The following is a 23890-nucleotide window of genomic DNA, read 5'->3' as shown; positions in this document are numbered from 1 at the left end:
CAGCATCGAGAAGAGACTGACGATGACCGAGCAGGCCACCGGGGCCCACCATCCGCAGCCGCGGCCCCGATCCGGAGGACAGTCCGCCCCCGAGCACGTCACGGGTGCGCAGTCCCTCATCCGCTCTCTCGAGGAGGTCGGGGCCGACACGGTATTCGGTATTCCCGGCGGTGCGATCCTCCCCGCGTACGACCCGCTGATGGACTCGACCCGGGTGCGCCACGTCCTGGTCCGCCACGAGCAGGGCGCCGGCCACGCCGCCACCGGTTACGCGCAGGCGACCGGCCGGGTCGGCGTCTGCATGGCGACCTCCGGGCCGGGCGCGACCAACCTGGTCACCCCGATCGCGGACGCCCACATGGACTCGGTGCCGCTCGTGGCGATCACCGGGCAGGTGGCCTCCAAGGCGATCGGCACGGACGCCTTCCAGGAGGCGGACATCGTCGGCATCACCATGCCGATCACCAAGCACAACTTCCTGGTCACCAAGGCCGAGGACATCCCGCGGGTCATCGCGCAGGCCTTCCACATCGCCTCCACCGGCCGCCCCGGCCCGGTCCTGGTCGACATCGCCAAGGACGCCCTCCAGGCGAAGACGACCTTCTCCTGGCCGCCGGCGATGGACCTGCCCGGCTACCGCCCGGTGACCAAGCCGCACGCCAAGCAGATCCGCGAGGGCGCGAAGCTGATCACCGCCGCCAAGCGGCCCGTCCTCTACGTCGGCGGCGGCGTCATCAAGGCGCGGGCCACCGCCGAGCTCAAGGTCCTCGCCGAACTCACCGGAGCCCCCGTCACCACCACCCTGATGGGGCTCGGAGCGTTCCCCGACAGCCACCCGCAGCACGTGGGAATGCCGGGCATGCACGGTGCGGTCACCGCCGTCACCGCGCTGCAGAAGGCCGACCTGATCGTCGCCCTCGGTACCCGCTTCGACGACCGCGTCACCGGCAAGCTGGACAGCTTCGCCCCGCACGCCAAGATCGTCCACGCCGACATCGACCCGGCGGAGATCGGCAAGAACCGCGCCGCGGACGTGCCGATCGTCGGTGACGCCCGCGAGGTCATCGCCGACCTCATCCAGGCGGTCCAGAGGGAGCACAGCGAGGGCCAGCGGGGCGACTACAGCGCCTGGTGGAAGGACCTCAACCGCTGGCGCGAGACCTACCCGCTGGGCTACGAGCAGCCGGAGAACGGCCAGCTCTCGCCCCAGCAGGTCATCGAGCGGATCGGCCGGCTCGCCCCGGAGGGCACGATCTTCGCGGCGGGCGTCGGCCAGCACCAGATGTGGGCCGCGCACTACATCACCTACGACAAGCCCGCGACCTGGCTGAACTCCGGCGGCGCCGGAACCATGGGCTACGCGGTCCCGGCCGCGATGGGCGCCAAGGCCGGCGCTCCGGACCAGACGGTCTGGGCGATCGACGGCGACGGCTGCTTCCAGATGACCAACCAGGAGCTCACCACCTGCGCCCTGAACAACATCCCGATCAAGGTCGCCGTCATCAACAACGGCGCCCTCGGGATGGTCCGCCAGTGGCAGACCCTCTTCTACAACCAGCGGTACTCCAACACCGTGCTGCACTCCGGGCCCGACGACGTCAACCCGGACGCCCGCGGCACCCGCGTCCCCGACTTCGTGAAGCTGTCGGAGGCCATGGGCTGCTACGCGATCCGCTGCGAGTCCGCGGACGACCTCGACAAGGTCATCGAAGAGGCGAACTCCATCAACGACCGCCCGGTCGTCATCGACTTCATCGTCCACGAGGACGCGATGGTGTGGCCGATGGTCGCCGCAGGCACCTCCAACGACGAGATCATGGCCGCCCGGGACGTCCGCCCCGACTTCGGCGACAGCGAAGACGACTGAGCGCGACAGACGCAGAGACAGCGCAGAGAGAGACGTAAAAGATCATGTCCAAGCACACGCTCTCCGTCCTGGTGGAGAACACCCCGGGCATCCTGGCCCGGATCGCCGCCCTCTTCTCCCGCCGCGGCTTCAACATCGACTCGCTCGCGGTCGGTGTCACCGAGCACCCCGACATCTCCCGCATCACGATCGTCGTCAGCGTGGAGGAGTTCCCGCTGGAGCAGGTGACGAAGCAGCTCAACAAGCTCGTCAACGTGCTGAAGATCGTGGAGCTGGAGCCCACCCAGGCCGTTCAGCGCGAACTCGTTCTGGTGAAGGTGAAGGCCGACAACGAGACGCGCTCCCAGATCGTCGAGATCGTCCAGTTGTTCCGCGCCAAGACCGTGGACGTCTCCCCGGAGGCCGTCACCATCGAGGCCACAGGCAGCAGCGACAAGCTGTCCGCGATGCTCAAGATGCTGGAGCCGTACGGCATCAAGGAGCTCGTCCAGTCCGGCACGATCGCCATCGGCCGCGGCGCCCGCTCCATCACGGACCGCTCGCTGCGCGCGCTCGACCGATCCGCGTGACGCCGTCGTGCGGGCGGTCCTCACCGGCCGCCCGTACGACCGGAGCCGCCCGTATGGCGAGACCCGAAAACTTCCCTTCCGCCCGCCGTCATACGGTGGGACGCACAACCTGCACTCAAGGAGAGAACCCAAAGTGGCCGAGCTGTTCTACGACGCCGACGCCGACCTGTCCATCATCCAGGGCCGCAAGGTCGCGGTCATCGGTTACGGCAGCCAGGGCCACGCCCACGCGCTGTCGCTCCGTGACTCGGGTGTCGACGTGCGTGTCGGTCTGCACGAGGGCTCCAAGTCCAAGGCCAAGGCCGAGGAGCAGGGCCTGCGCGTGGTGACGCCCGCCGAGGCCGCCGCCGAGGCCGACGTCATCATGATCCTCGTCCCGGACCCGATCCAGGCCCAGGTCTACGAGGAGTCCATCGCCCCGAACCTGAAGGACGGCGACGCGCTGTTCTTCGGCCACGGCCTGAACATCCGCTTCGACTTCATCAAGCCCCCGGCCGGTGTCGACGTCTGCATGGTCGCCCCCAAGGGCCCGGGCCACCTGGTGCGCCGCCAGTACGAGGAGGGCCGCGGCGTTCCCTGCATCGTGGCCGTCGAGCAGGACGCGACCGGAAACGGCTTCGCGCTCGCGCTGTCGTACGCCAAGGGCATCGGCGGCACCCGCGCCGGCGTCATCAAGACGACCTTCACCGAGGAGACCGAGACCGACCTCTTCGGCGAGCAGGCCGTTCTCTGTGGTGGCACCTCCGCCCTGGTCAAGGCCGGCTTCGAGACCCTGGTCGAGGCGGGCTACCAGCCGGAGATCGCGTACTTCGAGTGCCTGCACGAGCTGAAGCTGATCGTCGACCTCATGTACGAGGGCGGCCTGGAGAAGATGCGCTGGTCCGTCTCCGAGACCGCCGAGTGGGGCGACTACGTCACCGGCCCGCGGATCATCACGGACGCCACCAAGGCCGAGATGAAGCAGGTCCTCGCCGAGATCCAGGACGGCACCTTCGCGCGTGAGTGGATGGCCGAGTACCACGGCGGTCTGAAGAAGTACAACGAGTACAAGACCGCGGACTCCGAGCACCTGCTGGAGACCACGGGCAAGCAGCTGCGCAAGCTGATGAGCTGGGTCGACGAGGAGGCGTGAGCCGGGTTCCCCGCGACGGTGCCGCCGGCTCGGGGCGCCGTCGCGGGGCTCCGCCCCGGGCCCCGTACAAAATGGAGCTTCACGTCCGGGTGATCCTTCCGCAGAGGCGTAAGACGAGCCTCCCCGCGCCACTACACTGGCGCACAACATTCGCGTCAGGCCCACAGCGTCGTGCGTCTCCACGCGGCTAGCCCCTCCACCGCCTGCGGCCGTCGGGACGGCCGTCCGCATTGGACTTGTGAGGACTCACGTGAGCTCGAAACCCGTCGTACTCATCGCTGAAGAGCTGTCGCCCGCGACCGTGGACGCGCTTGGCCCCGACTTCGAGATCCGGCACTGCAACGGAGCGGACCGAGCCGAACTGCTCCCGGCCATCGCCGATGTCGACGCCATCCTGATCCGCTCCGCCACCAAGGTCGACGCGGAGGCCGTCGCCGCCGCGCACAAGCTGAAGGTCGTCGCACGAGCCGGCGTCGGCCTGGACAACGTGGACGTCGCCGCCGCCACCAAGGCCGGCGTGATGGTCGTCAACGCCCCCACCTCGAACATCGTGACCGCCGCCGAGCTCGCCTGCGGTCTCCTCGTCGCCACCGCCCGCCACATCCCGCAGGCCAACGCCGCGCTGAAGAACGGCGAGTGGAAGCGCAGCAAGTACACGGGTGTCGAGCTCGCCGAGAAGACCCTCGGTGTCGTCGGCCTCGGCCGCATCGGCGCGCTGGTCGCCCAGCGCATGTCCGCCTTCGGGATGAAGGTCGTCGCCTACGACCCCTACATCCAGCCCGCGCGCGCCGCGCAGATGGGCGTGAAGGTGCTGTCGCTGGACGAGCTGCTCGAGGTCTCCGACTTCATCACCGTCCACCTTCCCAAGACCCCCGAGACGGTCGGCCTCATCGGCGACGAGGCGCTGCGCAAGGTCAAGCCGAGCGTGCGGATCGTCAACGCCGCGCGGGGCGGCATCGTCGACGAGGAGGCGCTGTACTCGGCGCTGAAGGAGGGGCGCGTCGCGGGCGCCGGCCTCGACGTGTACGCGAAGGAGCCCTGCACGGACTCGCCGCTGTTCGAGTTCGACCAGGTGGTGGCCACCCCGCACCTCGGTGCCTCCACGGACGAGGCGCAGGAGAAGGCCGGTATCGCGGTCGCCAGGTCGGTGCGGCTCGCGCTCGCCGGTGAGCTGGTCCCCGACGCCGTGAACGTCCAGGGCGGTGTCATCGCCGAGGACGTCAAGCCGGGTCTGCCGCTCGCCGAGCGCCTCGGCCGGATCTTCACCGCGCTCGCCGGCGAGGTCGCCGTCCGCCTCGACGTCGAGGTCTACGGCGAGATCACCCAGCACGATGTGAAGGTGCTGGAGCTGTCCGCCCTCAAGGGTGTCTTCGAGGACGTCGTCGACGAGACCGTCTCCTACGTCAACGCCCCCCTCTTCGCCCAGGAGCGCGGTGTCGAGGTCCGCCTGACGACCAGCTCGGAGGCGACCGACCACCGCAACGTCGTGACGGTGCGCGGCACGCTGGGCAGCGGCGAGGAGGTGTCGGTCTCCGGCACGCTGGCCGGACCGAAGCATCTGCAGAAGATCGTCGCGGTGGGTGAGTACGACGTCGACCTCGCGCTGGCCGACCACATGGTCGTCTTCAAGTACGAGGACCGTCCGGGTGTCGTCGGCACGGTGGGGCGGATCTTCGGCGAGGCGGGGATCAACATCGCCGGGATGCAGGTGTCGCGTGCGGTCGCCGGCGGAGAGGCGCTGGCCGTTCTCACCGTGGACGACACGGTGTCGCAGGCGGTGCTGGCCGAGGTGGCCGAGGAGATCGGGGCGACGTCGGCCCGTTCGGTCAACCTGGTCTGAGGTCGCGGAGTCCTTGAACGCCGGACGGGCTGAGGGAATCAGCCCGTCCGGCGTTTCGCTGCCTTCCGCTCCTCACTCGCCCTGCGGCTGTTCCGTTGCCCTCTCGCCGACCCGGATCCCCCGCAGCGCCCGCGCCGCCGGTACCGCCGCCCCCGCCAGCAGTACCGCTCCCGCGATCGCCGCGCCCTGCATTCCGCTGGTGAACGCCTCGCGGGCCGTGCTCGCCAGGGCGTCTCCCGTGCGCCCCGGCAGGCGGGCCGCGATCGCCAGCGCGCCGCCCAGGGTCTCGCGGGCCGCGGCCGGGGCCGAGCCCGGGATGTCGTGGCGGTAGATCGCCGTACCGATCGAGCCGAGGATCGCCATGCCCAGCGCACCGCCGAACTCCGCGGCGGTCTCCATCAGGGACGCCGCCGAACCCGCCCGCTCCAGGGGAGCGCTGCCCATCGCGAGGTCGGTGATCTGGGAGACGACCATGACGATGCCGGAGGCGAGGATGCCGCAGGCGATCAGGACCAGGACCAGGGAGTCCGTGTCCGCGAAGGCCAGCAGGGCGTAGCCGGCGGCGCCGATCGCGAAGCCCGCGGTGACCACGTAGGCGCGGTTCACGCCCTTCTGGACCAGGGCGGTCGCCAGCGGGGCCGTCATCCCGATCGGCACCGAGGGGAGCAGCGCCCACAGGGCCGCGTCCAGCGCGCTCTTGTCGAGCACCGACTGCAGGTACTGCGTGGTGAAGAACGCCGAGCCCATCATGCCGAAGGTGGCGACCAGGTTGAGGGCGACGGACGGGGCGAAGCCGCGGCCGCGGAACAGCGCCGGGTCGATCATCGGGTTCGCCGCCGTGCGCTGACGGTGGACGAAGAGCGCGGCGAAGAGCAGACCTACCGTGATCGAGACGACGTACTGCGGGTGCCAGCCCTCGGAGGGGATCTCCTTCAGGCCGTAGATCACCGGGAGGACCGCCGCCATCGACAGCGGGACGCTCGGCCAGTCGAAGCGGCCGGGGGCCGGGTCGCGTGACTCCGGGAGCAGGAACGGGCCCAGGACCAGCAGCAGCGCCATGGCCGGCAGGTTGACCAGGAAGACCGAGCCCCACCAGAAGTACTGGACCAGGACACCGCTCAGGACCGAGCCGAGCGCGATACCCGCGGTCATCACTCCGGACCACATGCCGATCGCCTTCGCGCGCTGCGCGGGGTCGGTGAACATCGTGCGGATCAGCGCCATCGTCGACGGCATCAGGGTCGCGCCGCCGATGCCGAGGACCGCGCGGGCCGCGATCAGGGTCTCGGCGCTGTCGGCGTAGGCGGCGATCAGTGAGGCGGTGCCGAAGGCCGCGGCGCCGATCAGGAGCAGTTTGCGGCGGCCTATGCGGTCGCCGAGCGACCCCATCGTCATCAGCAGGCCAGCCAGGACGAAGGCGTAGATGTCGAAGATCCACAGCTGTTGGGTGCCGCTCGGTTCCAGGTCCGCGCTGATCGCCGGGATCGCGAAGTAGAGGACCGAGACGTCCATCGAGACCAGCAGCAACGGGAGCATCAGCACGCCCAGCGCGGTCCATTCACGGCGGCCGGCCAGTCGGCCGGCCGGGGTTGTGGTGGTGCTCGTCGAATTCTCCATGCCGGTGACTGTACAAGCGTCTTAAACGCTTGTCTATGACGCTCGTATAAGACTTCTGTGTAAGTCGCTTGTCTAGATAGGGTGGGGTCCATGGGACATCGCGAGGATCTGCTCGAAGGCGCCAAGCGCTGCCTGCTGGAGAAGGGGTTCCTGCGGACGACCGCGCGGGACATCGTCAAGGAGTCGGGGACCAACCTCGCCTCGATCGGCTACCACTACGGGTCGAAGGACGCGCTGCTGGTGGCGGCCTACGTCTCCCTGATCGAAGGTGTCGGTGACTCCTTCGACCCCGGCTGGGGCGCGGGCGGAGAGGTGACGGCACCGCCCGGGTCGCTGGAGCGCTTCCAGGAGGTGTGGGCGAGCATCATCCGCTCGGTGCCGGAGACACGGGCGATCTGGCTGCTCAGCTTCGAGCTCATCATCCAGGGGGAGCGGCTGCCGGAGGTGCGCAAGCTGCTCGCCGAGGCGCAGGAGCAGGGGCGCTCGGGAATTGTGCCCATGTTCAACGGCGTCCCCGAGGACGAGCTGGACAAGGAGACCGTCGACACGGAGGGCCGCTTCTACCAGACCCTGCTCAACGGGCTCATGGTCCAGTGGCTGTTCGACCCCGACACGGCGACCGGCGCCGACCAGCTCACCGAAGGCCTGCGACGCGTCATCGCGGGCGCCGCGGACGCGTGATGTCCCGCGGCGCCGGCATCGGCGGGGGCGGTATGAGGGGGTGTCAGTCGCCGAGGGCCAGTCGGAGGCCGAAGGCGGTGATGACCGTGCCGGTGACCCGGTCCAGGACCCGGCGGGCGGACGGGCGGCGGAGGGTGTCGCGAAGGGTGTGGGCGAAGACGACCAGGACGGTCGCCCAGGCCACCGCGAGCAGGATGTGCACGCCGGCCAGCAGGGTTCCCGCGGCCAGATGCTCGATCATGCCGCCGGACGGTACGAACTGCGGCAGCACCGCCATGTAGAAGGCCCCCATCTTGGGGTTGAGCAGATTGGTCACCGCGCCCCTGCGCAGGCCACCGCGGAAACCGCCGGCGGCGTCCGAACCGGCCACCGGGTCGGTCGCGGCCTCGTCCGTTCCGGCGGCCCTCCGTCGCAGCGTCGACAGGACCATCCGGCCGCCCATCCACACCAGGTACGCGGCGCCCGCCCAGCGCAGAGCCGTGTAGGCGAGATGGGAGGCGGTCAGCACCGCGGTGACGCCGAGCGCGCCGAGCACGCCCCAGACGAGGGTGCCGGCCTGGATGCCGAGGACTATGCCCCAGGTGCGGGCGCGGTGGCCCAGCAGCGCGGTGCGGAGTATGAGGGCGGTGTCCAGGCCGGGGGTGAGGGTGAGGAGGCCGACGATCAGTGCGAAGGAGCCCAGTGCGGAGGGGGTGATCATGCGGGCACTGTAGACGGCGAGTCGGTCAATTTGCTGCGTTCCTGCCCGAATTCGGGCACCACCCTACGGTCCCAGTCGCGCCTCCTTCAACGCCATGTGCAGCAGCAGCCGGTCCTCGCCGTCGTCCAGGTCGAGGCCGGTGAGTTGCTCGACCCGGGAGAGGCGGTAGTACAGGGTCTGCCGGTGGATGCCCAGCTCCGCCGCCGTGCGCCCCGCCTGGCCCGCCAGGTCGAGATAGACCTCGGCTGTGTGCGCCAGTTCGCGGTGGGCGGGGGAGAGCAGCGTGCGTACGGTGGGGTCGTGAGCGGCGTCCCGGGGGAGCGAGGTCAGCAGCCGGTACGGACCGATCCGCGCCCACTCGGCGACCGGCCCGAACCGCGGCTCCGCGAGCGCCGCCCGCGCCGCCGCCGTCGCCTCCCGCCAGGCCTGCCCCAACTCACCGAGCCCCCGCCGAGCCGAGGCAATCCCAGCCGCGACCCCCACCCCACCAGCTCCGCCCCCACCTGCCCCGACTCTGCCCGCACCAGCACCCGAGCCCACAGCCGCCCCACCCGCCCTCGCGGCGCCCGTACCACCCGCAACCATTCCGCCCGCGCCGGCCCCCGCCGGGCCCGCACCCCCGGCTCCGGCCCGGGCCGCACCCGCCCCACCCGGGCCCGTCCCACCCGCACCCGCCCCACCCGGGCCCGTCCCGCCTGCACCGGCCCGAGCCCCGGCCGATCCGGCACGCTCCTCTGCCGGGCTCGCCCCACCGGTAGCTGCCCCGCCCGCACCAGCTCCCGCCGGGCCTGTACCGCCCGCGCCGGCCCTGGCCGCGCCGGCCCCCGTCGGGCCCGCCCCACCCGCCCCGCCCCGGGCTGTTCCCGGCCCCGAAGACCCCGGGCCTCCCGCCCCCGGCGGAGTCCCGCCCCCGGCGGCGGCACCCGCTCGCTCCAGCAAGCGGGCAGCCGCCGAAGTCGCCGGTGTCAGTACGTCCGTCGAGCGCAGGCGGACCAGGAGGGCCAGGCACTGGCCCGTCGCCCCCCATGGCACCGTGCACAGCGCCGTCGCGCCCGGGATGGTGCGGACCGAGGGGGCGTCGTCCGGGTCGGGGGAGGGCCAGGGGGCCACGCAGACCACCGTGTGGATGCCGTCCGCGCGGGAGCCGAGGGCGGTGCGGAGTTCCGCCAGGGCCATGTCCGCCTGCCAGTCCCGCTCGGCGACCAGTACGGCCCGCAACTCCCGGCTCAGGTCCGCCCCGTGCTGGGCCTCGTCCGCCAGCAGCGCGCCGACGCGGACCGTGACCTCCATCGCGGCGGCCAGCTGCCGTTCGGTGGGACCGGGGTCGGAGTCCAGCAGCCAGACATAGCCGAGGACGACATTCCGGTGCCGTACGGGGAGACAGATCCGCCCCCGGTACACCCCCGCCTCCGGGGTGGGCGGAATACGGACCGGGCCCGTCGCCCGGGTGATGCCGAAGCCCTCGAACCAGGTCCGGACGGCCGCCGTGGAACGCCGGGTCAGGATCGAGCGGGTGCGCACCGGATCCAGCGCCGACGCGTCGAGGTCGCCCTCACTGTCGTAGGCCCCGAAGGCGATCAGCTCGAACTCGCGGTTCTCCAGGGTCGCGGGGGCGCCGAGGAGCTCCGAGATCTCGTCGACGAGCTCCTGGTAGTCACCTCTGTTGTCGGACATCACCGGGGCATCACACGGGCATTCTCCCGCACAATGACCGCCCCTTCATACATCTGTCTGAGATCTGCGGCACGAATGCGTGACAGCTGTCGATGGCTGACGATCGGAGGGATCCTTAGGTTTCACGGTGGTTCTATCTGCTGGTTTGTGGAGGTGCCCCGTGCTGGGTCCCGTGATTCTTGCCGCGTCGCGCAGCGACCGGATGCGACGTCTCATCTCGGCGGCCCCGGTGACCAAGCAGGTCGTCGAACGCTTCATCCCGGGCGAGACCGTCGACGACATCGTGCCGATCGTCCGGGGGCTCACCGCACAGGGCCTGGAACTGACCATGGACGTGGTCGGCGAGGACATCACCCGGCCGGCCCAGGCCGCCGCCGCCCGCGACGCCTACCTGGAGCTCATCGACCGGCTGAAGGAGCTGGAGCTGGGGACCAGGGCGGAGATGTCCGTCAAGCTGTCGATGTTCGGCCAGGCGCTGGACGGCGGCCATGAGCTGGCCCTCGCCAACATCCGGCCGGTCGTCGAGGCCGCCGCCGCCGTCGGGACGACCGTCACCCTCGACGCCGAGGACCACACCACCCTCGACTCGATGTTCGCCATCCACGAGGAGCTGCGGAAGGACTTCCCGCAGACCGGCTGCGTGATCCAGGCCTACCTCTTCCGCACCGAGGCCGACGCCCGCCGGCTCGCCGCGGCAGGCAGCCGGGTGCGGCTGGTGAAGGGCGCGTACAACGAGCCCGCCGAGGTCGCGTACCAGCAGAAGCACGAGATCGACAAGGCGTACGTCCGCGTCCTGAAGATCCTCATGGAGGGCGAGGGGTATCCGATGGTCGGCTCCCACGACCCCCGGCTCATCTCCATCGCCCAGGAACTCGCCCACCGGGCCGGCCGCAAGCCCGACGAGTACGAGTTCCAGATGCTCTACGGCATCCGCGGCGACGAACACCTGCGGCTGGCCGCCGAGGGCCACCGGATGCGGGTCTACACCGCGTACGGCACCGACTGGTACGGCTACTTCATGCGCCGCCTGGCGGAGAAGCCGGCGAACCTGCGCTTTTTCCTCAGGAGCATGATCAGCCGTGGCTAGTGCAACTTGGCTGTGCCGGGGCTTCGGCCGGGGGTCCGGGGGTTGCCCCCCGGGAAAGCACAGCATGCGCCGCCTGGCGGACAAGCCGGCGAACCTGCGCTTTTTCCTCAGGAGCATGATCAGCCGTGGCTAGTGCAACTTGGCTGTGCCGGGGCTTCGGCCGGGGGTCCGGGGGTTGCCCCCCCGGGAAAGCACAGCATGCGCCGCCTGGCGGAGAAGCCGGCGAACCTGCGCTTCTTCGCGCGCTCGATCATCAGCAAGGGCTGAGCCCCACCCCGGCTCGCGACCACCCCCCGCTCGCAACCACCGACTCGCACCCCCAGTTCGCAACACCCGCTCAACATCAAGGAGTTACGGATCCATGGACGCTGTGACCCAGGTCCCCACCCCCGTCAACGAGCCGGTGCGCGGCTACGCCCCCGGCTCGCCCGAGCGCGCCCGGCTGGAGGCCAAGCTGAAGGAGCTGGCCGAGAACCCGGTCGAGCTGCCGATGACCATCGGCGGTGAGAAGCGGCTGGGCGGTGGCGAGCCCTTCCAGGTGGTCCAGCCGCACAACCACAAGGCCGTCATCGGCACCGGCCGGCACGCCACGCGGCAGGACGCGCGGGACGCCGTCGACGCGGCCCTCGCCGCCGCGCCCGCCTGGCGCGCCATGGCCTTCGACGACCGCGCCGCGATCATCCTGCGCGCGGCCGAACTGCTCGCCGGCCCCTGGCGCGAGACCATCGCCGCCTCCACCATGCTCGGCCAGTCCAAGACCGCCCAGCAGGCCGAGATCGACGCCCCCTGCGAGCTCATCGACTTCTGGCGCTTCAACGTCCACTACGCCCGCCAGATCCTCGCCGAGCAGCCCCCGGCCAACTCCCCGGGCGTCTGGAACCGTCTCGACCACCGTCCGCTGGAGGGCTTCGTCTACGCGATCACGCCCTTCAACTTCACCGCGATCGCGGGCAATCTGCCCACGGCTCCCGCCCTCATGGGCAATGTGGTGGTCTGGAAGCCGTCCCCCACGCAGACCCACGCGGCCGTGCTGCTCATGCGGCTGCTGGAGGAGGCGGGCCTTCCCAAGGGTGTCATCAACCTGGTGACCGGCGACGGCATCGAGGTCTCCGAGGTCGCCCTCGAACACCGCGATCTGGCCGGTATCCACTTCACCGGTTCCACCAAGACCTTCCAGTACCTGTGGAAGACGGTCGGCAACAACATCGAGAAGTACCGCTCCTACCCGCGCCTGGTCGGCGAGACCGGCGGCAAGGACTTCCTGGTCGCCCACCCGAGCGCCGACCGCGCGGTCCTCAAGACCGCCCTGACCCGAGGCGCCTTCGAGTACCAGGGCCAGAAGTGCAGCGCCACCTCCCGCGCCTACATCCCGGCGTCCATCTGGAACGACGGCTTCCGCGAGGAGTTCGCCGCCGAGGTCGACCATCTGACCATGGGCGACGTCAGCGACCTCGCCAACTTCATCGGCGCCGTCATCGACGAGCGCTCCTTCGCCAAGAACAAGGCGGCCATCGACCGCGCCAAGCAGGACCCCACCTGCACGATCGTCGCGGGCGGCTCCTACGACGACTCGGTGGGCTACTTCGTCCGCCCGACCGTCGTCGAGTGCGGCGACCCGGAGAACGAGGTGTTCCGCACCGAGTACTTCGGCCCGTTCCTCGCCGTGCACGTCTACGAGGACGACGCGTACGAGGAGATGCTGACCCAGATGGAGTCGGTGTCCGACTACGCGCTGACCGGCTCGGTCGTCGCGGGCGACCGCGCCGCGGCGGCGTACACGATGGAGAAGCTGCGCTACGCGGCCGGCAACTTCTACATCAACGACAAGTCGACCGGCGCCGTCGTCGGCCAGCAGCCCTTCGGCGGCGGTCGCGCCTCCGGCACCAACGACAAGGCCGGCGCCCCGCAGAACCTGCTGCGCTGGACCCTGACCCGCGCCATCAAGGAGACGCTGGTCCCGCCGACCGACTACACGTACCCCCACATGGGCTGATCCGCCCGCGGGGCAGACTGTCCCCATGACAGTCACGAGCGGGACCCCGACCGTGCCGACCGACGACGGCGTACGTCTGTGGGCCGTGCGGTCGGGGGAAGGCGACCCCTTGGTGCTGTGCCACGGCGGGCCCGGCCTCTGGGACTACTTCGAGGACATGGCCGACCTGCTCGCCGACCTGACCCCGGTGGTCCGCTGGGACCAGCGGGGCTGCGGTCGCTCGCAGCGCGCGGTCGACGGCCCGTGGACGCTCGCCCGCTTCGTCGCCGATCTCGACGCCGTACGACGGCACTTCGGCCTTGAGCGGATACGGCTGCTGGGCCACTCGTGGGGCGCGCAGCTCGCCCTGGGCTACGCGCTGGCCCACCCGGAGCGGGTGAGCGGGCTCGTGTACGTGGCCGGCACGGGCATCGGACCGGACTCCGACTGGCACTCCGGCTACCGGGCCAACCTCCTCGCCCGCCTCGGCGAGCGGCCCGAACACCTCGCCCGCCGACGGGAGTTGGACGACCGACCGGTGCTGTCGCGGGACGAGGAACGGGAGTCGGCGGTCCTCCAGTGGTCCGCCGAGTTCCAGGACGGGGAAGGGGCGCTGCGCCGCGCCGAACGGATGGCCACCCCCTGGTTCGGCATCAACCACGCGTGTGCCGAGGCCCTCAACCAGGAACGCCGGCACAACTGGGGCACCCCCGAGCTCCACGACGCCTGCCGCGCCCTCGACGTGCCCGTACTGATCATCGACGGCGCCCATGACATCCGCCCGCGCTCCTGTGTGGACTCCCTGGAACGCGCCCTGCCCCGAGTCCGCCGGGTGATCCTGCCGGACGCGGGGCACATGGTGTGGACGGACGACCCGAAGGGCTTCCACGAGGCCCTCGAGCCGGCCTGTCCCTAGCCGGGCATCTCCGTCCGCTCCCACCACTCGTACACCGGCAGGCTGCCCTCCGGGGTGTTCGCGTGACGCGAGGTCGCCCTGAAGTGCTCGTAACCGTTGCGCAGCTCGATCTTCAGGTCGGGTCCCGAGGTGTCGACCGGGACGATCCGTGCGGGCAGATCCCGCGGGCCGCCCTCGAGAAGTGCCTTGACCGTGTCATGCATGACCTCACCCTTCCCTCGGTGGGATTACGGCACAAAAACGACAGTACTCCGAACCGGATCCCTGGTGCGGGAGTTGCGAAAGGCCAGCTCAGACCGGTGTGACCCCATTCGCCGTCTCAGATAGTAGGAAGTCCGAGTAATTGTGGAGACAGACCGGGGGCGCTCCCTTACTTTTGTAGGAGCCGAACGTCTCGCTCGACCAAGCGAATGGCGGTCGTGAGCGCGCCCCGCGCAGGCAACCCCTGCGGCGCCGCTCCCCGCCCCTTCCGGCGTCTCGTAACCCCTTTTGGCACTCCCGGATTCGAAGGAGTCGATTTCCCATGGCCGAGACGACCGCACGCCGCCGAGTCCGTCACATCTCCCGTACGAGTGAGTCCGACCGCAAGAACGCCGCGGCCGCCCTCCAGCGCGCTCTGGATCGCAGGGACAACGGCGGTTCGACCGGCCACTGAGCCGGGCATCACCTAGGAGCCGGGAGCCGCACCCGCAGGGGTGCGGCGCGGACTCACGCCCCGCGCCGCACCTCGAAATGGTCGATGCGTTCACCGCTCTGCGCCAGCGCCGACACCCTGAGGGCCGGCCGCGCACCGCTCACCGCCTCCACCGACAGGAGCGAGAAACCGCGGTAGCGCACCCGCGACCACTCCACGGTCTCCTTCGCGGCGGACTGCCCCTTCTCCCACGAGAAGCCGGGCACCGCGTCATGCCGCGTCACATGACCCTCGTAGCTCTCCTTGACGCCCGTCGGGAAGCCGTACAGATCGCGGCCCCCGCCGCCGGCCGTGACGTAGACGATCCCGTCCCTGGTCGGGTCCGTCGACGCCCCGATGGGGACGGCGCGGCCGACCGTCCCCTGCTTGATGGCGTCCGTGCGCTCGTAGACATGGTTGTGGCCGTTGATGACCAGGTCGACCTGGTGCTTGGCGAACAGCGGCAGCCACTGTTCCCGCACCCCGCCGTCGGAGGCGTGCGCGGACGTCGAGTAGGCGCAGTGGTGGAAGAAGACGACGACGAAGTCCACCGACCGGTCCGCCCTCAGCTCGGCCAGCCTGCCGTCCAGCCACTTCGTCTGACGGCCGTCCGTGTGGCCGAGGTTGGCGGGGATCTCGTACGACACGTCGTTGGCGTCCAGCGCGACGAAGCCGACGTTGCCGTAGGTGAAGGAGTACACCCCGGGGGCCGTGCGGGCGTCGAAGCCGCTCCGCGGGAGGGACCAGCGGGCCAGCTGGCCGCCGTAGCCGTCGGGCGAGTACCAGGCCTCCATGTCGTGGTTGCCGGTGGTCACCATCCAGGGGACCGTCCTCGCCACCGGTTCGTTCTGCTTGAGGAACAGGTCCCAGTACGAGGGGTCGTAGCCGTCGGACTTCCTGCCCTGGCCGTTGGTGTCGGCGTAGCAGATGTCGCCGGCGTGGAGGTGGAAGGCGGGATTCCGGCGCAGCAGGACGTGGTCGTTGGCGGCTGCCGCCTGGCTGACGCCCTGGTCGCCGAAGGCGGTGAAGACGAACTTCTCCGGGCCGGCGGGCGCGGTGCGGAACGTGGCGATCGTCGCGCGACGGGCGGCGGACGCGGGGTCGAAGCCCTCGTGGCCGACGCCGTAGTAGTACGTGGTGCCGGGGCGCAGGCCGTCCAGGGCCGCGTGCAGGTAGTACTGCTCCAGGGCGGAGCGCACGCCGGTGACCCCGGGCGTGTGCAGATCGCGGACCTCGGCCTCGATCCTGCGGCCCAGCTCGTCGGGACGGGTGCCGACACGGACGTACGGCTTCTTCACCGCGAGCGGGACCTGCCAGGACACCCGCATCTGGGTCTTGGGGTCGGCACCGAAGGCGAGATGGCGGCCGAAGGGGGAGATGAACGACCCGTGCACCTCGGAGGCGGAGGGCGAGGGAGCCGTCGTACCCCTCGAAGCACCCGCCGATCCGGAACCGCCGCAGCCGGTCAGCAGGCCGCCCGCGGCCACCGCGCCCGCCGTCACCAGGGTGCGGCGCCGCATGAGCTTGGTGCGCAGGTACTCGTGCTGCTCGGCCATGCTCATCCGGCGCGCGAGCCGCGGCGGAATGCCGAAGTCGGGAAGGTCCATGGAAGGGAACTTCCCAGCGATTGCCAACGCCCGCCATACACAGGGGTGAACGCGTGGCGACTTGTTGACGCCCCGGGGCACCGGCGCGTCCGTATCGCGGACACGGCATGTCATCCCATGGGACGAGGAGTAGGGTGCCGACATGTCTCGCAGCATCAATCTCGCAGTGATCCCCGGTGACGGCATCGGCCAGGAGGTCGTGGCCGAAGGTCTCAAGGTCCTCTCCGCCGTCCTTCCGCAGGATGTGAAGCTGGAGACCCAGGACTTCGACTTCGGCGCCAAGCGTTACCACGCGACCGGTGAGACCCTCACCGACGCCGACCTCGACGCGCTCAAGAAGCACGACGCGATTCTGCTCGGCGCCATCGGCGACCCGTCGGTCCCCTCCGGTGTCCTGGAGCGCGGCTTCCTGCTCAAGCTCCGCTTCGCCTTCGACCACCACGTCAACCTGCGTCCCTCCAAGCTCCTCCCCGGCGTCGCCACCCCGCTCGCCGGCGAGCCGGAGATCGACTTCGTCGTGGTCCGCGAGGGCACCGAGGGCCCCTACACGGGCAACGGCGGCACCATCCGCAAGGGCACCGAGCACGAGGTCGCCACCGAGGTCTCGGTCAACACGGCCTTCGGGGTCGAGCGCGTGGTCCGTGACGCCTTCGCCCGCGCCCAGGCCCGCCCGCGCAAGAAGCTCACCCTCGTCCACAAGAACAACGTGCTGACCTTCGCCGGTCACCTGTGGACGAACATCTTCAACAAGGTGGCCCAGGACTTCCCCGAGGTCACCACCGACTACATCCACGTCGACGCGGCCACCATCTACCTGGTCACCGACCCCGGCCGCTTCGACGTGATCGTCACCGACAACCTGTTCGGCGACATCATCACCGACCTCGCCGCGGCCGTCTCCGGCGGTATCGGCGTCGCCGCGAGCGGGAACATCAACCCCTCCGGCGAGTTCCCCTCGATGTTCGAGCCGGTCCACGGTTCCGCGCCCGACATCGCCGGCCAGGGCAAGGCCGACCCCACCGCCACGGTCCTGTCCGTCGCCCTGCTCCTGCGTCACCTCGGTTACGAGGCCGAGGCCACCCGGATCGAGGAGGCCGTCTCGGCCGACCTCGGCGAGCGCACCGGCAAGCCCGCCCGCAGCACCAGCGAGATCGGCGACGCGCTCGCCGTACGAGTAGCCGGCTGACCCCGCGCTCCTCGAGATCACTCGAAGCCGCCGGGTCGCATCCGCACCCGGCGGCTTTCGCTATGTCCCCGCCGGGTGCCACCATCATCCCCTGGGTCGCATTCACGCCGTTTTCGTCCACGACACCCCCGCGCGATAATCGAACGGGAGCCGCGGAATGAGGGAATGCTCGGACGTCCTAGCACTGGTCACTGACAGTAAAAGGGCGTGAGCGCGGCCCGTGTCACTACACAACCGGTGAAGGACAACCACTCATGACGACGCCCACGATCGAGCTCAAGCCCTCGGCCTCGCCACTTTCCGCCGCGGAACGCGACGCGATCCTGGCGAACCCCGGGTTCGGCCGCCACTTCACGGATCACATGGTGATCATCAAGTGGACCGAGGGCCGCGGCTGGCACGACGGCCAGCTCGTTCCGTACGCGCCGATCTCCCTCGACCCGGCGACGATGGTCCTGCACTACGCGCAGGAGATCTTCGAGGGCCTGAAGGCCTACCGTCAGCCCGACGGCTCCGTCGCCACGTTCCGCCCCGAGAAGAACGCCCTGCGCTTCCAGTCCTCCGCCCGCCGCCTCGGCATGCCCGAGCTGCCGGTCGAGACGTTCATCGAGGCGTGCGACGCGCTGGTGAAGCAGGACGCGGACTGGGTCCCGGCGCACGGCGGCGAGGAGTCCCTCTACCTCCGCCCGTTCATGATCGCGACCGAGGTCGGGCTGGGCGTGAAGCCCGCCAACGAGTACCTCTTCCTGGTCATCGCCTCCCCGGCCGGCGCCTACTTCCCGGGCGGCGTCAGGCCGGTCACCATCTGGCTCTCCGAGAACCGCGTCCGCGCCGTCCCCGGCGGCACCGGCGACGCCAAGACCGGCGGCAACTACGCGGCCTCCCTGCTGGCCCAGGCCGAGGCGGCGGCCAAGGGCTGCGACCAGGTCTGCTACCTCGACGCGGTCGAGCACAAGTGGGTCGAGGAACTCGGCGGCATGAACCTCTACTTCGTCTACGGCGACCGTATCGTCACCCCGACGCTGACCGGGTCCATCCTGGAGGGCGTCACCCGTGACTCCCTGCTGTCCGTCGCCCGAGACCTCGGCTACGCGTCCGAAGAGGGCCGCGTCTCCATCGACCAGTGGCAGCGCGACGCGGAGAACGGCACGCTCACCGAGGTCTTCGCCTGCGGCACGGCGGCCGTCATCACCCCCGTCGGCACCGTCAAGCGGGAGAGTGCGGAGTGGCAGCAGTCGGGCGGCGAGCCCGGCGAGGTCACCCTGAAGCTGCGCGAGGCCCTGCTGAACATCCAGCGCGGTACGGCCGAGGACAAGCACGGCTGGATGCACCGGCTCGGCGAGTGACCGGACACGCGTAGCGCCTCCCCCGCGCGGGTATCCACTTCTTCCGCATCTTGCGCGGAACACGGGTTCCGCGGCTCACGGGGGAGGGGGCGCTGGTGAGTGGTGGGCCGATACCGAGACTGAGGTGGCTGCTGCGGGCGTTACGCAGTCCGAGGCGTCCGCAGAGCCTCAGCCTGCTCGTGCTGCTGGCCGCCGTCGCGGGGTTCCTGCTGTGGCGGGCCCGCGCCATGGACAGCTACAGCGCGAACCTGGCCCTCAATCTCGGCACCGACCTCGTCGGCGTGGTCATCACGGTCTTCGTGATCGGCCCGCTGATCTCGCGCGCCCAGGAGGGCCGGGTGCGCGAGCACACCCGGCTCGACTACGAGTGGTTCTCCGCCCAGGTCCACGGCGCCACCTCCAACGTCAAGGTGCTCGACACCTTCTCCAACCTCTTCGGCCCGCAGTTCTCCGAGCGGCTCTTCCGGGGCGTCAGGGCGGCCACCGCCCGCGGCGCCCGCGTCCAGATCCTGCTGCTGGACCCCGACTCCCTCGCGGTCATCCTGCGCGGGCGTGAACTAGGCGAGCGCAGCGACGACATCCGTCGGGACATCCTGCGCAATCTGCGCACCCTGGACCGGTTCGCCCAGCGGCTCGACGAGTCCTCCCGCCAGCTCCTCGAGGTCCGGCTCTGTTCCACCTCACCCGGTGTCACGCTCTACCGCTGGGACGAGCGCTGTCTGGTCTCCTTCCTCACCGTGGGACGGCTCTCCGGCGAGGGCGTCCAGCTGGAGGTCGCGGTCCGCTCGCCGCTCGGCACCTTCGTGGAGCAGCGCTTCGACGAGCTGTGGCAGCAGGGCAAGCCGATGGAGCGGTTCACCCATCTGCCCCTCACCCTGGTCGACGCGGCCGACGGGCGGCGGCAGTTCAGCTGCCGGTTCGTCTTCGTGGACGACTGTCTCTACGTCTCCGGCCCCGACCTCGTCACCTATCTCGCCCGCCACCGTCTGGACCAACTCTCCGCGTTCAGCGAGGGCCTGGGCATCCGGGGCGCGCACGAGGTCCTCGTCGTCGACGACGAGTCCGAGCTGCACGGACGGCTCATCGACCACTTCGCAGAGAAGTACGATGCGTCGGCGACCGCGTTCGTCGAGTTGCGGCCGCCGGTCCTGGTCACGGAATAGAGGGCCTTCGCACAGATGAGTTCAGCGCTCCACCCCGCTCCCGACGGGAGCCCCCGCTTCCGCGCCTTCACCCCCCGCGACCTGGACGGACTGCTCGCGCGCGCGTCCCTGCCGGCCGCCGAACGGCTCGCCCTGCGCGCGGTGGCGGCCGTACTCCCCTTCCGGACGAACGCGTACGTCATCGACGAGCTGATCGACTGGACGGCGGTCCCCGACGGCGACCCGGTCTTCCGTCTGACCTTCCCGCAGTCCGGCATGCTCCCCGCCCCGGACGTCCGCCGGATGGCCGATCTGCTCGCCCGCGACGCGCCCCGCAGGGAGATCCAGGCGGCCGCGCACGAGATCCGTATGCGGCTCAATCCGCACCCCTCGGGCCAGCTCGACGCCAACGTCCCGGTACACGAGGGCCGCCCCCTCACCGGTCTCCAGCACAAGTACCCGGAGACGGTGCTGATCTTCCCCCGCCAGGGCCAGACCTGCCACGCCTACTGCACGTACTGCTTCCGCTGGCCCCAGTTCGTCGGCGAGGCCGATCTCCGTATCGCCACCGACGACATCGCCACCACCTCCGCCTACCTCCGGGCCCACCCCGAGGTCACCAGCACCCTGATCACCGGCGGCGACCCCCTCGTCATGAGCACGGAGGTGCTGCGGCGGTACGTCGACCCCCTGCTGGAGATCGACACGGTCCGGTCCATCCGCGTCGGCACCAAGTCCCTGGCCTTCTGGCCGTACCGCTTCACCACCGACCGCGACGCCGACGACCTGCTGCGCCTCTTCGAGAGGGTCGTGGCGAGCGGCCGCCACCTCGCCCTGATGGCGCACTTCACCCATCCGCGGGAACTGCGCCCGCCCGTCGTGCGGGAGGCGATGCGCCGGGTGCGCGACACCGGCGCGGTGATCCGCTGCCAGGGCCCGCTGGTGGCCGGCATCAACGACAGCGCCGAGGCCTGGGCGGAACTCTGGGACACCACGACCACGCTGGGGGCGGTGCCGTACTACCAGTTCGTCGAGCGGGACACCGGCCCCCAGGGCTACTTCGGCGTCCCCCTCGTGCGCGCCCACCGGATCTTCCGCGACGCCTACGCCCGTGTCTCCGGTCTCGCCCGCACCGTGCGCGGACCGGTGATGTCCGCGATGCCCGGCAAGGTCTGCGTGGACGGCATCGCCGAGATCGCCGGCGAGAAGGTCTTCGTACTGCATCTGATCCAGGCCCGCGACCCGGACCTCGTCGACCGCCCCTTCTTCGCCGCCTACGACGAGGGCGCGACCTGGTTCAGCGATCTGAAGCCGGCGTTCGGGGCGAGCGAGTTCCTGCCGGGGCTGACCGGATAGAGCGGCACTCCATGTGAGCTTTGCCATGGCGAGAGCCATTTCTTTCGTCCTTGTGCCCCCTTTGGTTAGAGTGCTGCTCTAAGCGAAGGGAGCGATATGCGGCTCACCCCCACCGAACGCGACCGGCTGCTGCTCTTCGGGGCCGCCGAACTGGCCCGGGCCCGCCGGGCCCGCGGGCTGCGGCTCAATGTGCCGGAGGCCACCGCGCTGATCGCGGACACCGTGTGCGAGGCCGCGCGGGACGGAAAGCGGCTGGCCGAGGCGATCGAGGCGGCTCGGTCCGTCCTCGGGCCGCGGGACGTGCTGCCCGGTGTCGCCGACGTCGTCACCGAGGTGCATGTCGAGGCCGTCTTCGACGACGGGTCGCGGCTCGCCGTGGTGAGCGATCCGATCGGCGGGGGCGGGCTGGGGGAGCGGGCGCCCGGTGCGCTGCTGCCGGGGCCCGGGCACACCGAGCCCGAGGCCGCCGTACGGCTCACGGTCACCAACACCGCGACCGTGCCCGTCTCCGTCACCTCCCACTTCCACTTCTTCGAGGCCAACCCGCGCCTGGACTTCGTCCGCGATCAGGCCTACGGGATGCGGCTCGCCGTGCCCGCCGGGTCGTCCGTGCGCTTCGGTCCCGGTGAGTCGCTGGAGGTCGGGCTCGTGCCGATCGGCGGGGAGCGGGTCGCGATCGGGTTCGCCGGGCTCGTCGACGGGCCGCTGGACGCGCCCGGCGCCCGCGAGGAGGCGCTGCGCCGCGCCGCCGCCTGCGGATACCTGGGCACGACGCATGAGGAGGCCGGCCGATGAGCCGCCCCGGAGGCCATCCGGCCGAGGCCCGCCGTCTGACGCCGTACGAGTACGCGGCCGCGCACGGCCCCCGCGCCGGCGACCGTGTCCGCCTCGGCGACTCCGGGCTGACCGTCGAGGTCGAGTCCGACTCACAGGCGTACGGCGACGAGTTCCTCGCCGGCTTCGGCAAGACCGCCCGTGACGGGCTGCACCTCAAGGCCGCCGCCGTACGGGACACCTGTGACGTCGTGATCAGCAACGTCGTCGTCATCGACGCCGTGCTGGGCGTCCGGAAGGTGTCGATCGGCATCCGGGAGGGGCGGATCTCCGCCATCGGGCGGGCCGGGAATCCCGACACCCTCGACGGGATCGACGTGGTGGTGGGGACGGGCACCTCCATCGTGTCCGGGGAGGGGCTCATCGCCACCGCCGGGGCCGTCGACACCCATGTCCATCTGCTCTCGCCCCGGATCATGGAGGCCTCGCTCGCCTCCGGGGTGACCACGGTCATCGGGCAGGAGTTCGGACCCGTGTGGGGCGTCGGCGTCAACTCGCCGTGGGCGCTCGGGCACGCGTTCAACGCCTTCGACGCCTGGCCGGTCAACATCGGCTTCCTGGGGCGGGGTTCGTCCTCGCACGAGGCGCCGCTGGTCGAGGCGCTGGCCGAGGGCGGGGCGAGCGGCTTCAAGGTGCACGAGGACATGGGCGCCCATACCCGCGCGCTGGACACGGCGTTGCGCGTGGCCGAGGAACACGACGTCCAGGTCGCCCTGCACAGCGACGGGCTGAACGAGTGTCTCTCCGTCGAGGACACCCTGCGGGTGCTGGAGGGGCGCACCATCCACGCCTTCCACATCGAGGGCTGCGGGGGCGGCCATGTGCCGAACGTGCTGAAGATGGCGGGAGTGCACAACGTCATCGGCTCCTCCACCAACCCCACCCTCCCCTTCGGCCGGGACGCCGTCGCCGAGCACTACGGCATGATCGTCTCCGTCCACGACCTCAAGACCGACCTGCCCGGCGACGCCGCCATGGCCCGTGACCGCATCCGCGCCGGGACCATGGGCGCCGAGGACGTGCTGCACGACCTGGGCGCCATCGGGATCACCTCGTCCGACGCGCAGGGCATGGGCCGGGCCGGCGAGACGGTCCGCCGTACCTTCGCCATGGCCGGGAAGATGAAGGCCCAGTTCGGCGCCCCGGACGCGCACGACAACGAGCGCGTCCTGCGCTACCTGGCCAAGCTGACCATCAACCCGGCCATCGCGCACGGCCTCGCCCACGAGGTGGGCTCGATCGAGACCGGCAAGCTCGCCGACATCGTGCTGTGGCGCCCCGAGTACTTCGGCGCCAAGCCGCAGCTGGTGCTGAAGGCCGGCTTCCCCGCCTACGGCGTCGTCGGCGACCCGAACGCGGCGACGGACACCTGTGAACCCCTGGTCCTCGGACCGCAGTTCGGGGCGTACGGCGCCACCCCCGCCGACATCTCGGTGGCCTTCGTCGCGCGCGCCGCCCTGGACCAGGGCAACGACACCATGCCGACGCGCCGGAGAAGGGTCGCCGTACGGAACACCCGCGGCATCGGGCCCGCCGACCTGCGGCTCAACTCCCGCACCGGAGCGGTGGAGGTGGACCGGCGGACCGGGCTGGTCACGCTCGACGGCGAACCGTTGCGCTCCGACCCCGCCGACTCCGTCTCCCTCAACCGCCTGTACTTCCTCTAGGACTTCTGCCGAGTAGGACTTGTG

Annotated in this window: 20 protein-coding genes; 15 read left to right on the top strand and 5 right to left on the bottom strand. The window is 70.5% G+C overall.

Features of this window, described 5'->3' with window-relative positions; translation table 11 throughout:
• Positions 1-22: 22 nt before the first annotated feature.
• The 4 genes from ABZT17_RS23870 (at position 23) to serA (ending at position 5408) form a co-directional block, all read left to right on the top strand.
• Positions 23-1867, top strand: a complete 1845-nt coding sequence (locus tag ABZT17_RS23870) for an acetolactate synthase large subunit (protein ID WP_356351599.1) — start codon at positions 23-25, stop codon at positions 1865-1867.
• A 44-nt stretch (positions 1868-1911) separates the two neighbouring features.
• The gene (gene ilvN, locus ABZT17_RS23865) at positions 1912-2436 is read left to right on the top strand and encodes an acetolactate synthase small subunit (RefSeq protein ID WP_356351598.1); all 525 of its coding nucleotides are present in this window, start codon (positions 1912-1914) and stop codon (positions 2434-2436) included.
• 133 nt (positions 2437-2569) lie between these two features.
• Positions 2570-3568 (top strand): ketol-acid reductoisomerase, encoded by a 999-nt coding sequence (gene ilvC, locus ABZT17_RS23860; RefSeq protein WP_356351597.1) that lies wholly within the window; start codon positions 2570-2572, stop codon positions 3566-3568.
• 250 nt (positions 3569-3818) lie between these two features.
• Positions 3819-5408 (top strand): phosphoglycerate dehydrogenase, encoded by a 1590-nt coding sequence (serA, locus tag ABZT17_RS23855; RefSeq protein ID WP_356351596.1) that lies wholly within the window; start codon positions 3819-3821, stop codon positions 5406-5408.
• A gap of 72 nt (positions 5409-5480) precedes the next feature.
• Here serA and ABZT17_RS23850 read toward each other — a convergent pair whose 3' ends face one another.
• The gene (locus tag ABZT17_RS23850) at positions 5481-7025 is read right to left on the bottom strand and encodes an MFS transporter (protein WP_356351595.1); all 1545 of its coding nucleotides are present in this window, start codon (positions 7023-7025) and stop codon (positions 5481-5483) included.
• A 90-nt stretch (positions 7026-7115) separates the two neighbouring features.
• On the opposite strand from ABZT17_RS23850, the gene ABZT17_RS23845 reads away from it, so the two are divergent.
• Positions 7116-7706, top strand: coding sequence for a TetR/AcrR family transcriptional regulator (locus ABZT17_RS23845; RefSeq protein ID WP_356351594.1), 591 nt, complete (start codon positions 7116-7118; stop codon positions 7704-7706).
• A gap of 43 nt (positions 7707-7749) precedes the next feature.
• On the opposite strand, the gene ABZT17_RS23840 is transcribed toward ABZT17_RS23845, so the two are convergent.
• Together ABZT17_RS23840 and ABZT17_RS23835 are read right to left on the bottom strand one after the other, a co-directional pair.
• Positions 7750-8406, bottom strand: coding sequence for a LysE family translocator (locus tag ABZT17_RS23840; RefSeq protein WP_356351593.1), 657 nt, complete (start codon positions 8404-8406; stop codon positions 7750-7752).
• Positions 8407-8469: 63 nt separating this feature from the next.
• Positions 8470-10080 carry a helix-turn-helix domain-containing protein gene (locus ABZT17_RS23835; RefSeq protein WP_356351592.1) on the bottom strand — a complete coding sequence of 537 codons (1611 nt, stop codon included), beginning with the start codon at positions 10078-10080 and terminating at the stop codon, positions 8470-8472.
• A gap of 160 nt (positions 10081-10240) precedes the next feature.
• Here ABZT17_RS23835 and ABZT17_RS23830 point away from each other — a divergent pair, with 160 nt between their 5' ends.
• The 3 genes from ABZT17_RS23830 to ABZT17_RS23820 all read left to right on the top strand — a co-directional run bounded on the left by ABZT17_RS23830 (position 10241) and on the right by ABZT17_RS23820 (position 14055).
• On the top strand, positions 10241-11167 hold the full coding sequence (locus ABZT17_RS23830) for a proline dehydrogenase family protein (RefSeq protein WP_356351591.1): 927 nt from the start codon (positions 10241-10243) through the stop codon (positions 11165-11167).
• Positions 11168-11528: 361 nt separating this feature from the next.
• A complete protein-coding gene (pruA, locus tag ABZT17_RS23825) occupies positions 11529-13160 on the top strand; it encodes an L-glutamate gamma-semialdehyde dehydrogenase (protein ID WP_356351590.1) in 1632 nt (543 codons plus the stop codon).
• 25 nt (positions 13161-13185) lie between these two features.
• Positions 13186-14055 carry an alpha/beta fold hydrolase gene (locus ABZT17_RS23820; RefSeq protein ID WP_356351589.1) on the top strand — a complete coding sequence of 290 codons (870 nt, stop codon included), beginning with the start codon at positions 13186-13188 and terminating at the stop codon, positions 14053-14055.
• Here ABZT17_RS23820 and ABZT17_RS23815 read toward each other — a convergent pair.
• The gene (locus ABZT17_RS23815) at positions 14052-14258 is read right to left on the bottom strand and encodes a DUF5988 family protein (protein WP_356351588.1); all 207 of its coding nucleotides are present in this window, start codon (positions 14256-14258) and stop codon (positions 14052-14054) included. The two genes, ABZT17_RS23820 and ABZT17_RS23815, sit on opposite strands and share 4 nt — an antisense overlap.
• A 320-nt stretch (positions 14259-14578) precedes the next feature.
• Here ABZT17_RS23815 and ABZT17_RS23810 point away from each other — a divergent pair, with 320 nt between their 5' ends.
• Entirely contained in the window at positions 14579-14710 is a 132-nt protein-coding gene (locus tag ABZT17_RS23810; protein ID WP_107056436.1) for a hypothetical protein, read from the top strand.
• Positions 14711-14763: 53 nt separating this feature from the next.
• Here the strand turns inward: ABZT17_RS23810 and ABZT17_RS23805 are convergent, their stop codons facing one another.
• Complete coding sequence (locus ABZT17_RS23805; RefSeq protein WP_356351587.1) at positions 14764-16335, bottom strand: metallophosphoesterase family protein; 1572 nt, start codon at positions 16333-16335, stop codon at positions 14764-14766.
• A 142-nt stretch (positions 16336-16477) separates the two neighbouring features.
• Here ABZT17_RS23805 and ABZT17_RS23800 point away from each other — a divergent pair, with 142 nt between their 5' ends.
• The 6 genes from ABZT17_RS23800 (at position 16478) to ABZT17_RS23775 (ending at position 23866) form a co-directional block, all read left to right on the top strand.
• A complete protein-coding gene (locus tag ABZT17_RS23800) occupies positions 16478-17521 on the top strand; it encodes a 3-isopropylmalate dehydrogenase (RefSeq protein ID WP_356351586.1) in 1044 nt (347 codons plus the stop codon).
• 254 nt (positions 17522-17775) lie between these two features.
• On the top strand, positions 17776-18867 hold the full coding sequence (locus ABZT17_RS23795) for a branched-chain amino acid aminotransferase (RefSeq protein WP_356351585.1): 1092 nt from the start codon (positions 17776-17778) through the stop codon (positions 18865-18867).
• A 95-nt stretch (positions 18868-18962) separates the two neighbouring features.
• On the top strand, positions 18963-20030 hold the full coding sequence (locus ABZT17_RS23790; protein ID WP_356351584.1) for a hypothetical protein: 1068 nt from the start codon (positions 18963-18965) through the stop codon (positions 20028-20030).
• A 15-nt stretch (positions 20031-20045) separates the two neighbouring features.
• Positions 20046-21365 (top strand): lysine 2,3-aminomutase, encoded by a 1320-nt coding sequence (locus ABZT17_RS23785; protein ID WP_356351583.1) that lies wholly within the window; start codon positions 20046-20048, stop codon positions 21363-21365.
• Positions 21366-21461: 96 nt separating this feature from the next.
• Complete coding sequence (ureA, locus tag ABZT17_RS23780; protein WP_356351582.1) at positions 21462-22160, top strand: urease subunit gamma; 699 nt, start codon at positions 21462-21464, stop codon at positions 22158-22160.
• Positions 22157-23866, top strand: coding sequence for an urease subunit alpha (locus tag ABZT17_RS23775; RefSeq protein WP_356351581.1), 1710 nt, complete (start codon positions 22157-22159; stop codon positions 23864-23866). The genes ureA and ABZT17_RS23775 overlap by 4 nt, the downstream gene beginning before the upstream one ends.
• The last annotated feature ends 24 nt before the right edge of the window (positions 23867-23890 follow it).

The organism is Streptomyces sp. NPDC005648, assembly GCF_040605395.1.
Lineage (GTDB): Bacteria > Actinomycetota > Actinomycetes > Streptomycetales > Streptomycetaceae > Streptomyces.
Note: the sequence above shows the minus strand (reverse complement) of the source record. Positions and strands in the feature narration are given on the sequence as shown.

Excerpts from the sequence above, each read along its gene's own strand:
- ABZT17_RS23810 (WP_107056436.1), top strand. The coding sequence starts at position 14,579 with ATGGCCGAGACGACCGCACGCCGCCGAGTCCGTCACATCTCCCGTACG.
- ABZT17_RS23805 (WP_356351587.1), bottom strand. The coding sequence starts at position 16,335 with ATGGACCTTCCCGACTTCGGCATTCCGCCGCGGCTCGCGCGCCGGATG.
- ABZT17_RS23835 (WP_356351592.1), bottom strand. The coding sequence starts at position 10,080 with ATGTCCGACAACAGAGGTGACTACCAGGAGCTCGTCGACGAGATCTCG.
- ABZT17_RS23850 (WP_356351595.1), bottom strand. The coding sequence starts at position 7,025 with ATGGAGAATTCGACGAGCACCACCACAACCCCGGCCGGCCGACTGGCC.
- ABZT17_RS23800 (WP_356351586.1), top strand. The coding sequence starts at position 16,478 with ATGTCTCGCAGCATCAATCTCGCAGTGATCCCCGGTGACGGCATCGGC.
- ABZT17_RS23820 (WP_356351589.1), top strand. The coding sequence starts at position 13,186 with ATGACAGTCACGAGCGGGACCCCGACCGTGCCGACCGACGACGGCGTA.
- ABZT17_RS23840 (WP_356351593.1), bottom strand. The coding sequence starts at position 8,406 with ATGATCACCCCCTCCGCACTGGGCTCCTTCGCACTGATCGTCGGCCTC.
- ABZT17_RS23795 (WP_356351585.1), top strand. The coding sequence starts at position 17,776 with ATGACGACGCCCACGATCGAGCTCAAGCCCTCGGCCTCGCCACTTTCC.
- ureA (WP_356351582.1), top strand. The coding sequence starts at position 21,462 with ATGCGGCTCACCCCCACCGAACGCGACCGGCTGCTGCTCTTCGGGGCC.
- ABZT17_RS23870 (WP_356351599.1), top strand. The coding sequence starts at position 23 with ATGACCGAGCAGGCCACCGGGGCCCACCATCCGCAGCCGCGGCCCCGA.
- ilvN (WP_356351598.1), top strand. The coding sequence starts at position 1,912 with ATGTCCAAGCACACGCTCTCCGTCCTGGTGGAGAACACCCCGGGCATC.
- ABZT17_RS23785 (WP_356351583.1), top strand. The coding sequence starts at position 20,046 with ATGAGTTCAGCGCTCCACCCCGCTCCCGACGGGAGCCCCCGCTTCCGC.
- ABZT17_RS23815 (WP_356351588.1), bottom strand. The coding sequence starts at position 14,258 with ATGCATGACACGGTCAAGGCACTTCTCGAGGGCGGCCCGCGGGATCTG.
- ABZT17_RS23845 (WP_356351594.1), top strand. The coding sequence starts at position 7,116 with ATGGGACATCGCGAGGATCTGCTCGAAGGCGCCAAGCGCTGCCTGCTG.
- pruA (WP_356351590.1), top strand. The coding sequence starts at position 11,529 with ATGGACGCTGTGACCCAGGTCCCCACCCCCGTCAACGAGCCGGTGCGC.
- ABZT17_RS23775 (WP_356351581.1), top strand. The coding sequence starts at position 22,157 with ATGAGCCGCCCCGGAGGCCATCCGGCCGAGGCCCGCCGTCTGACGCCG.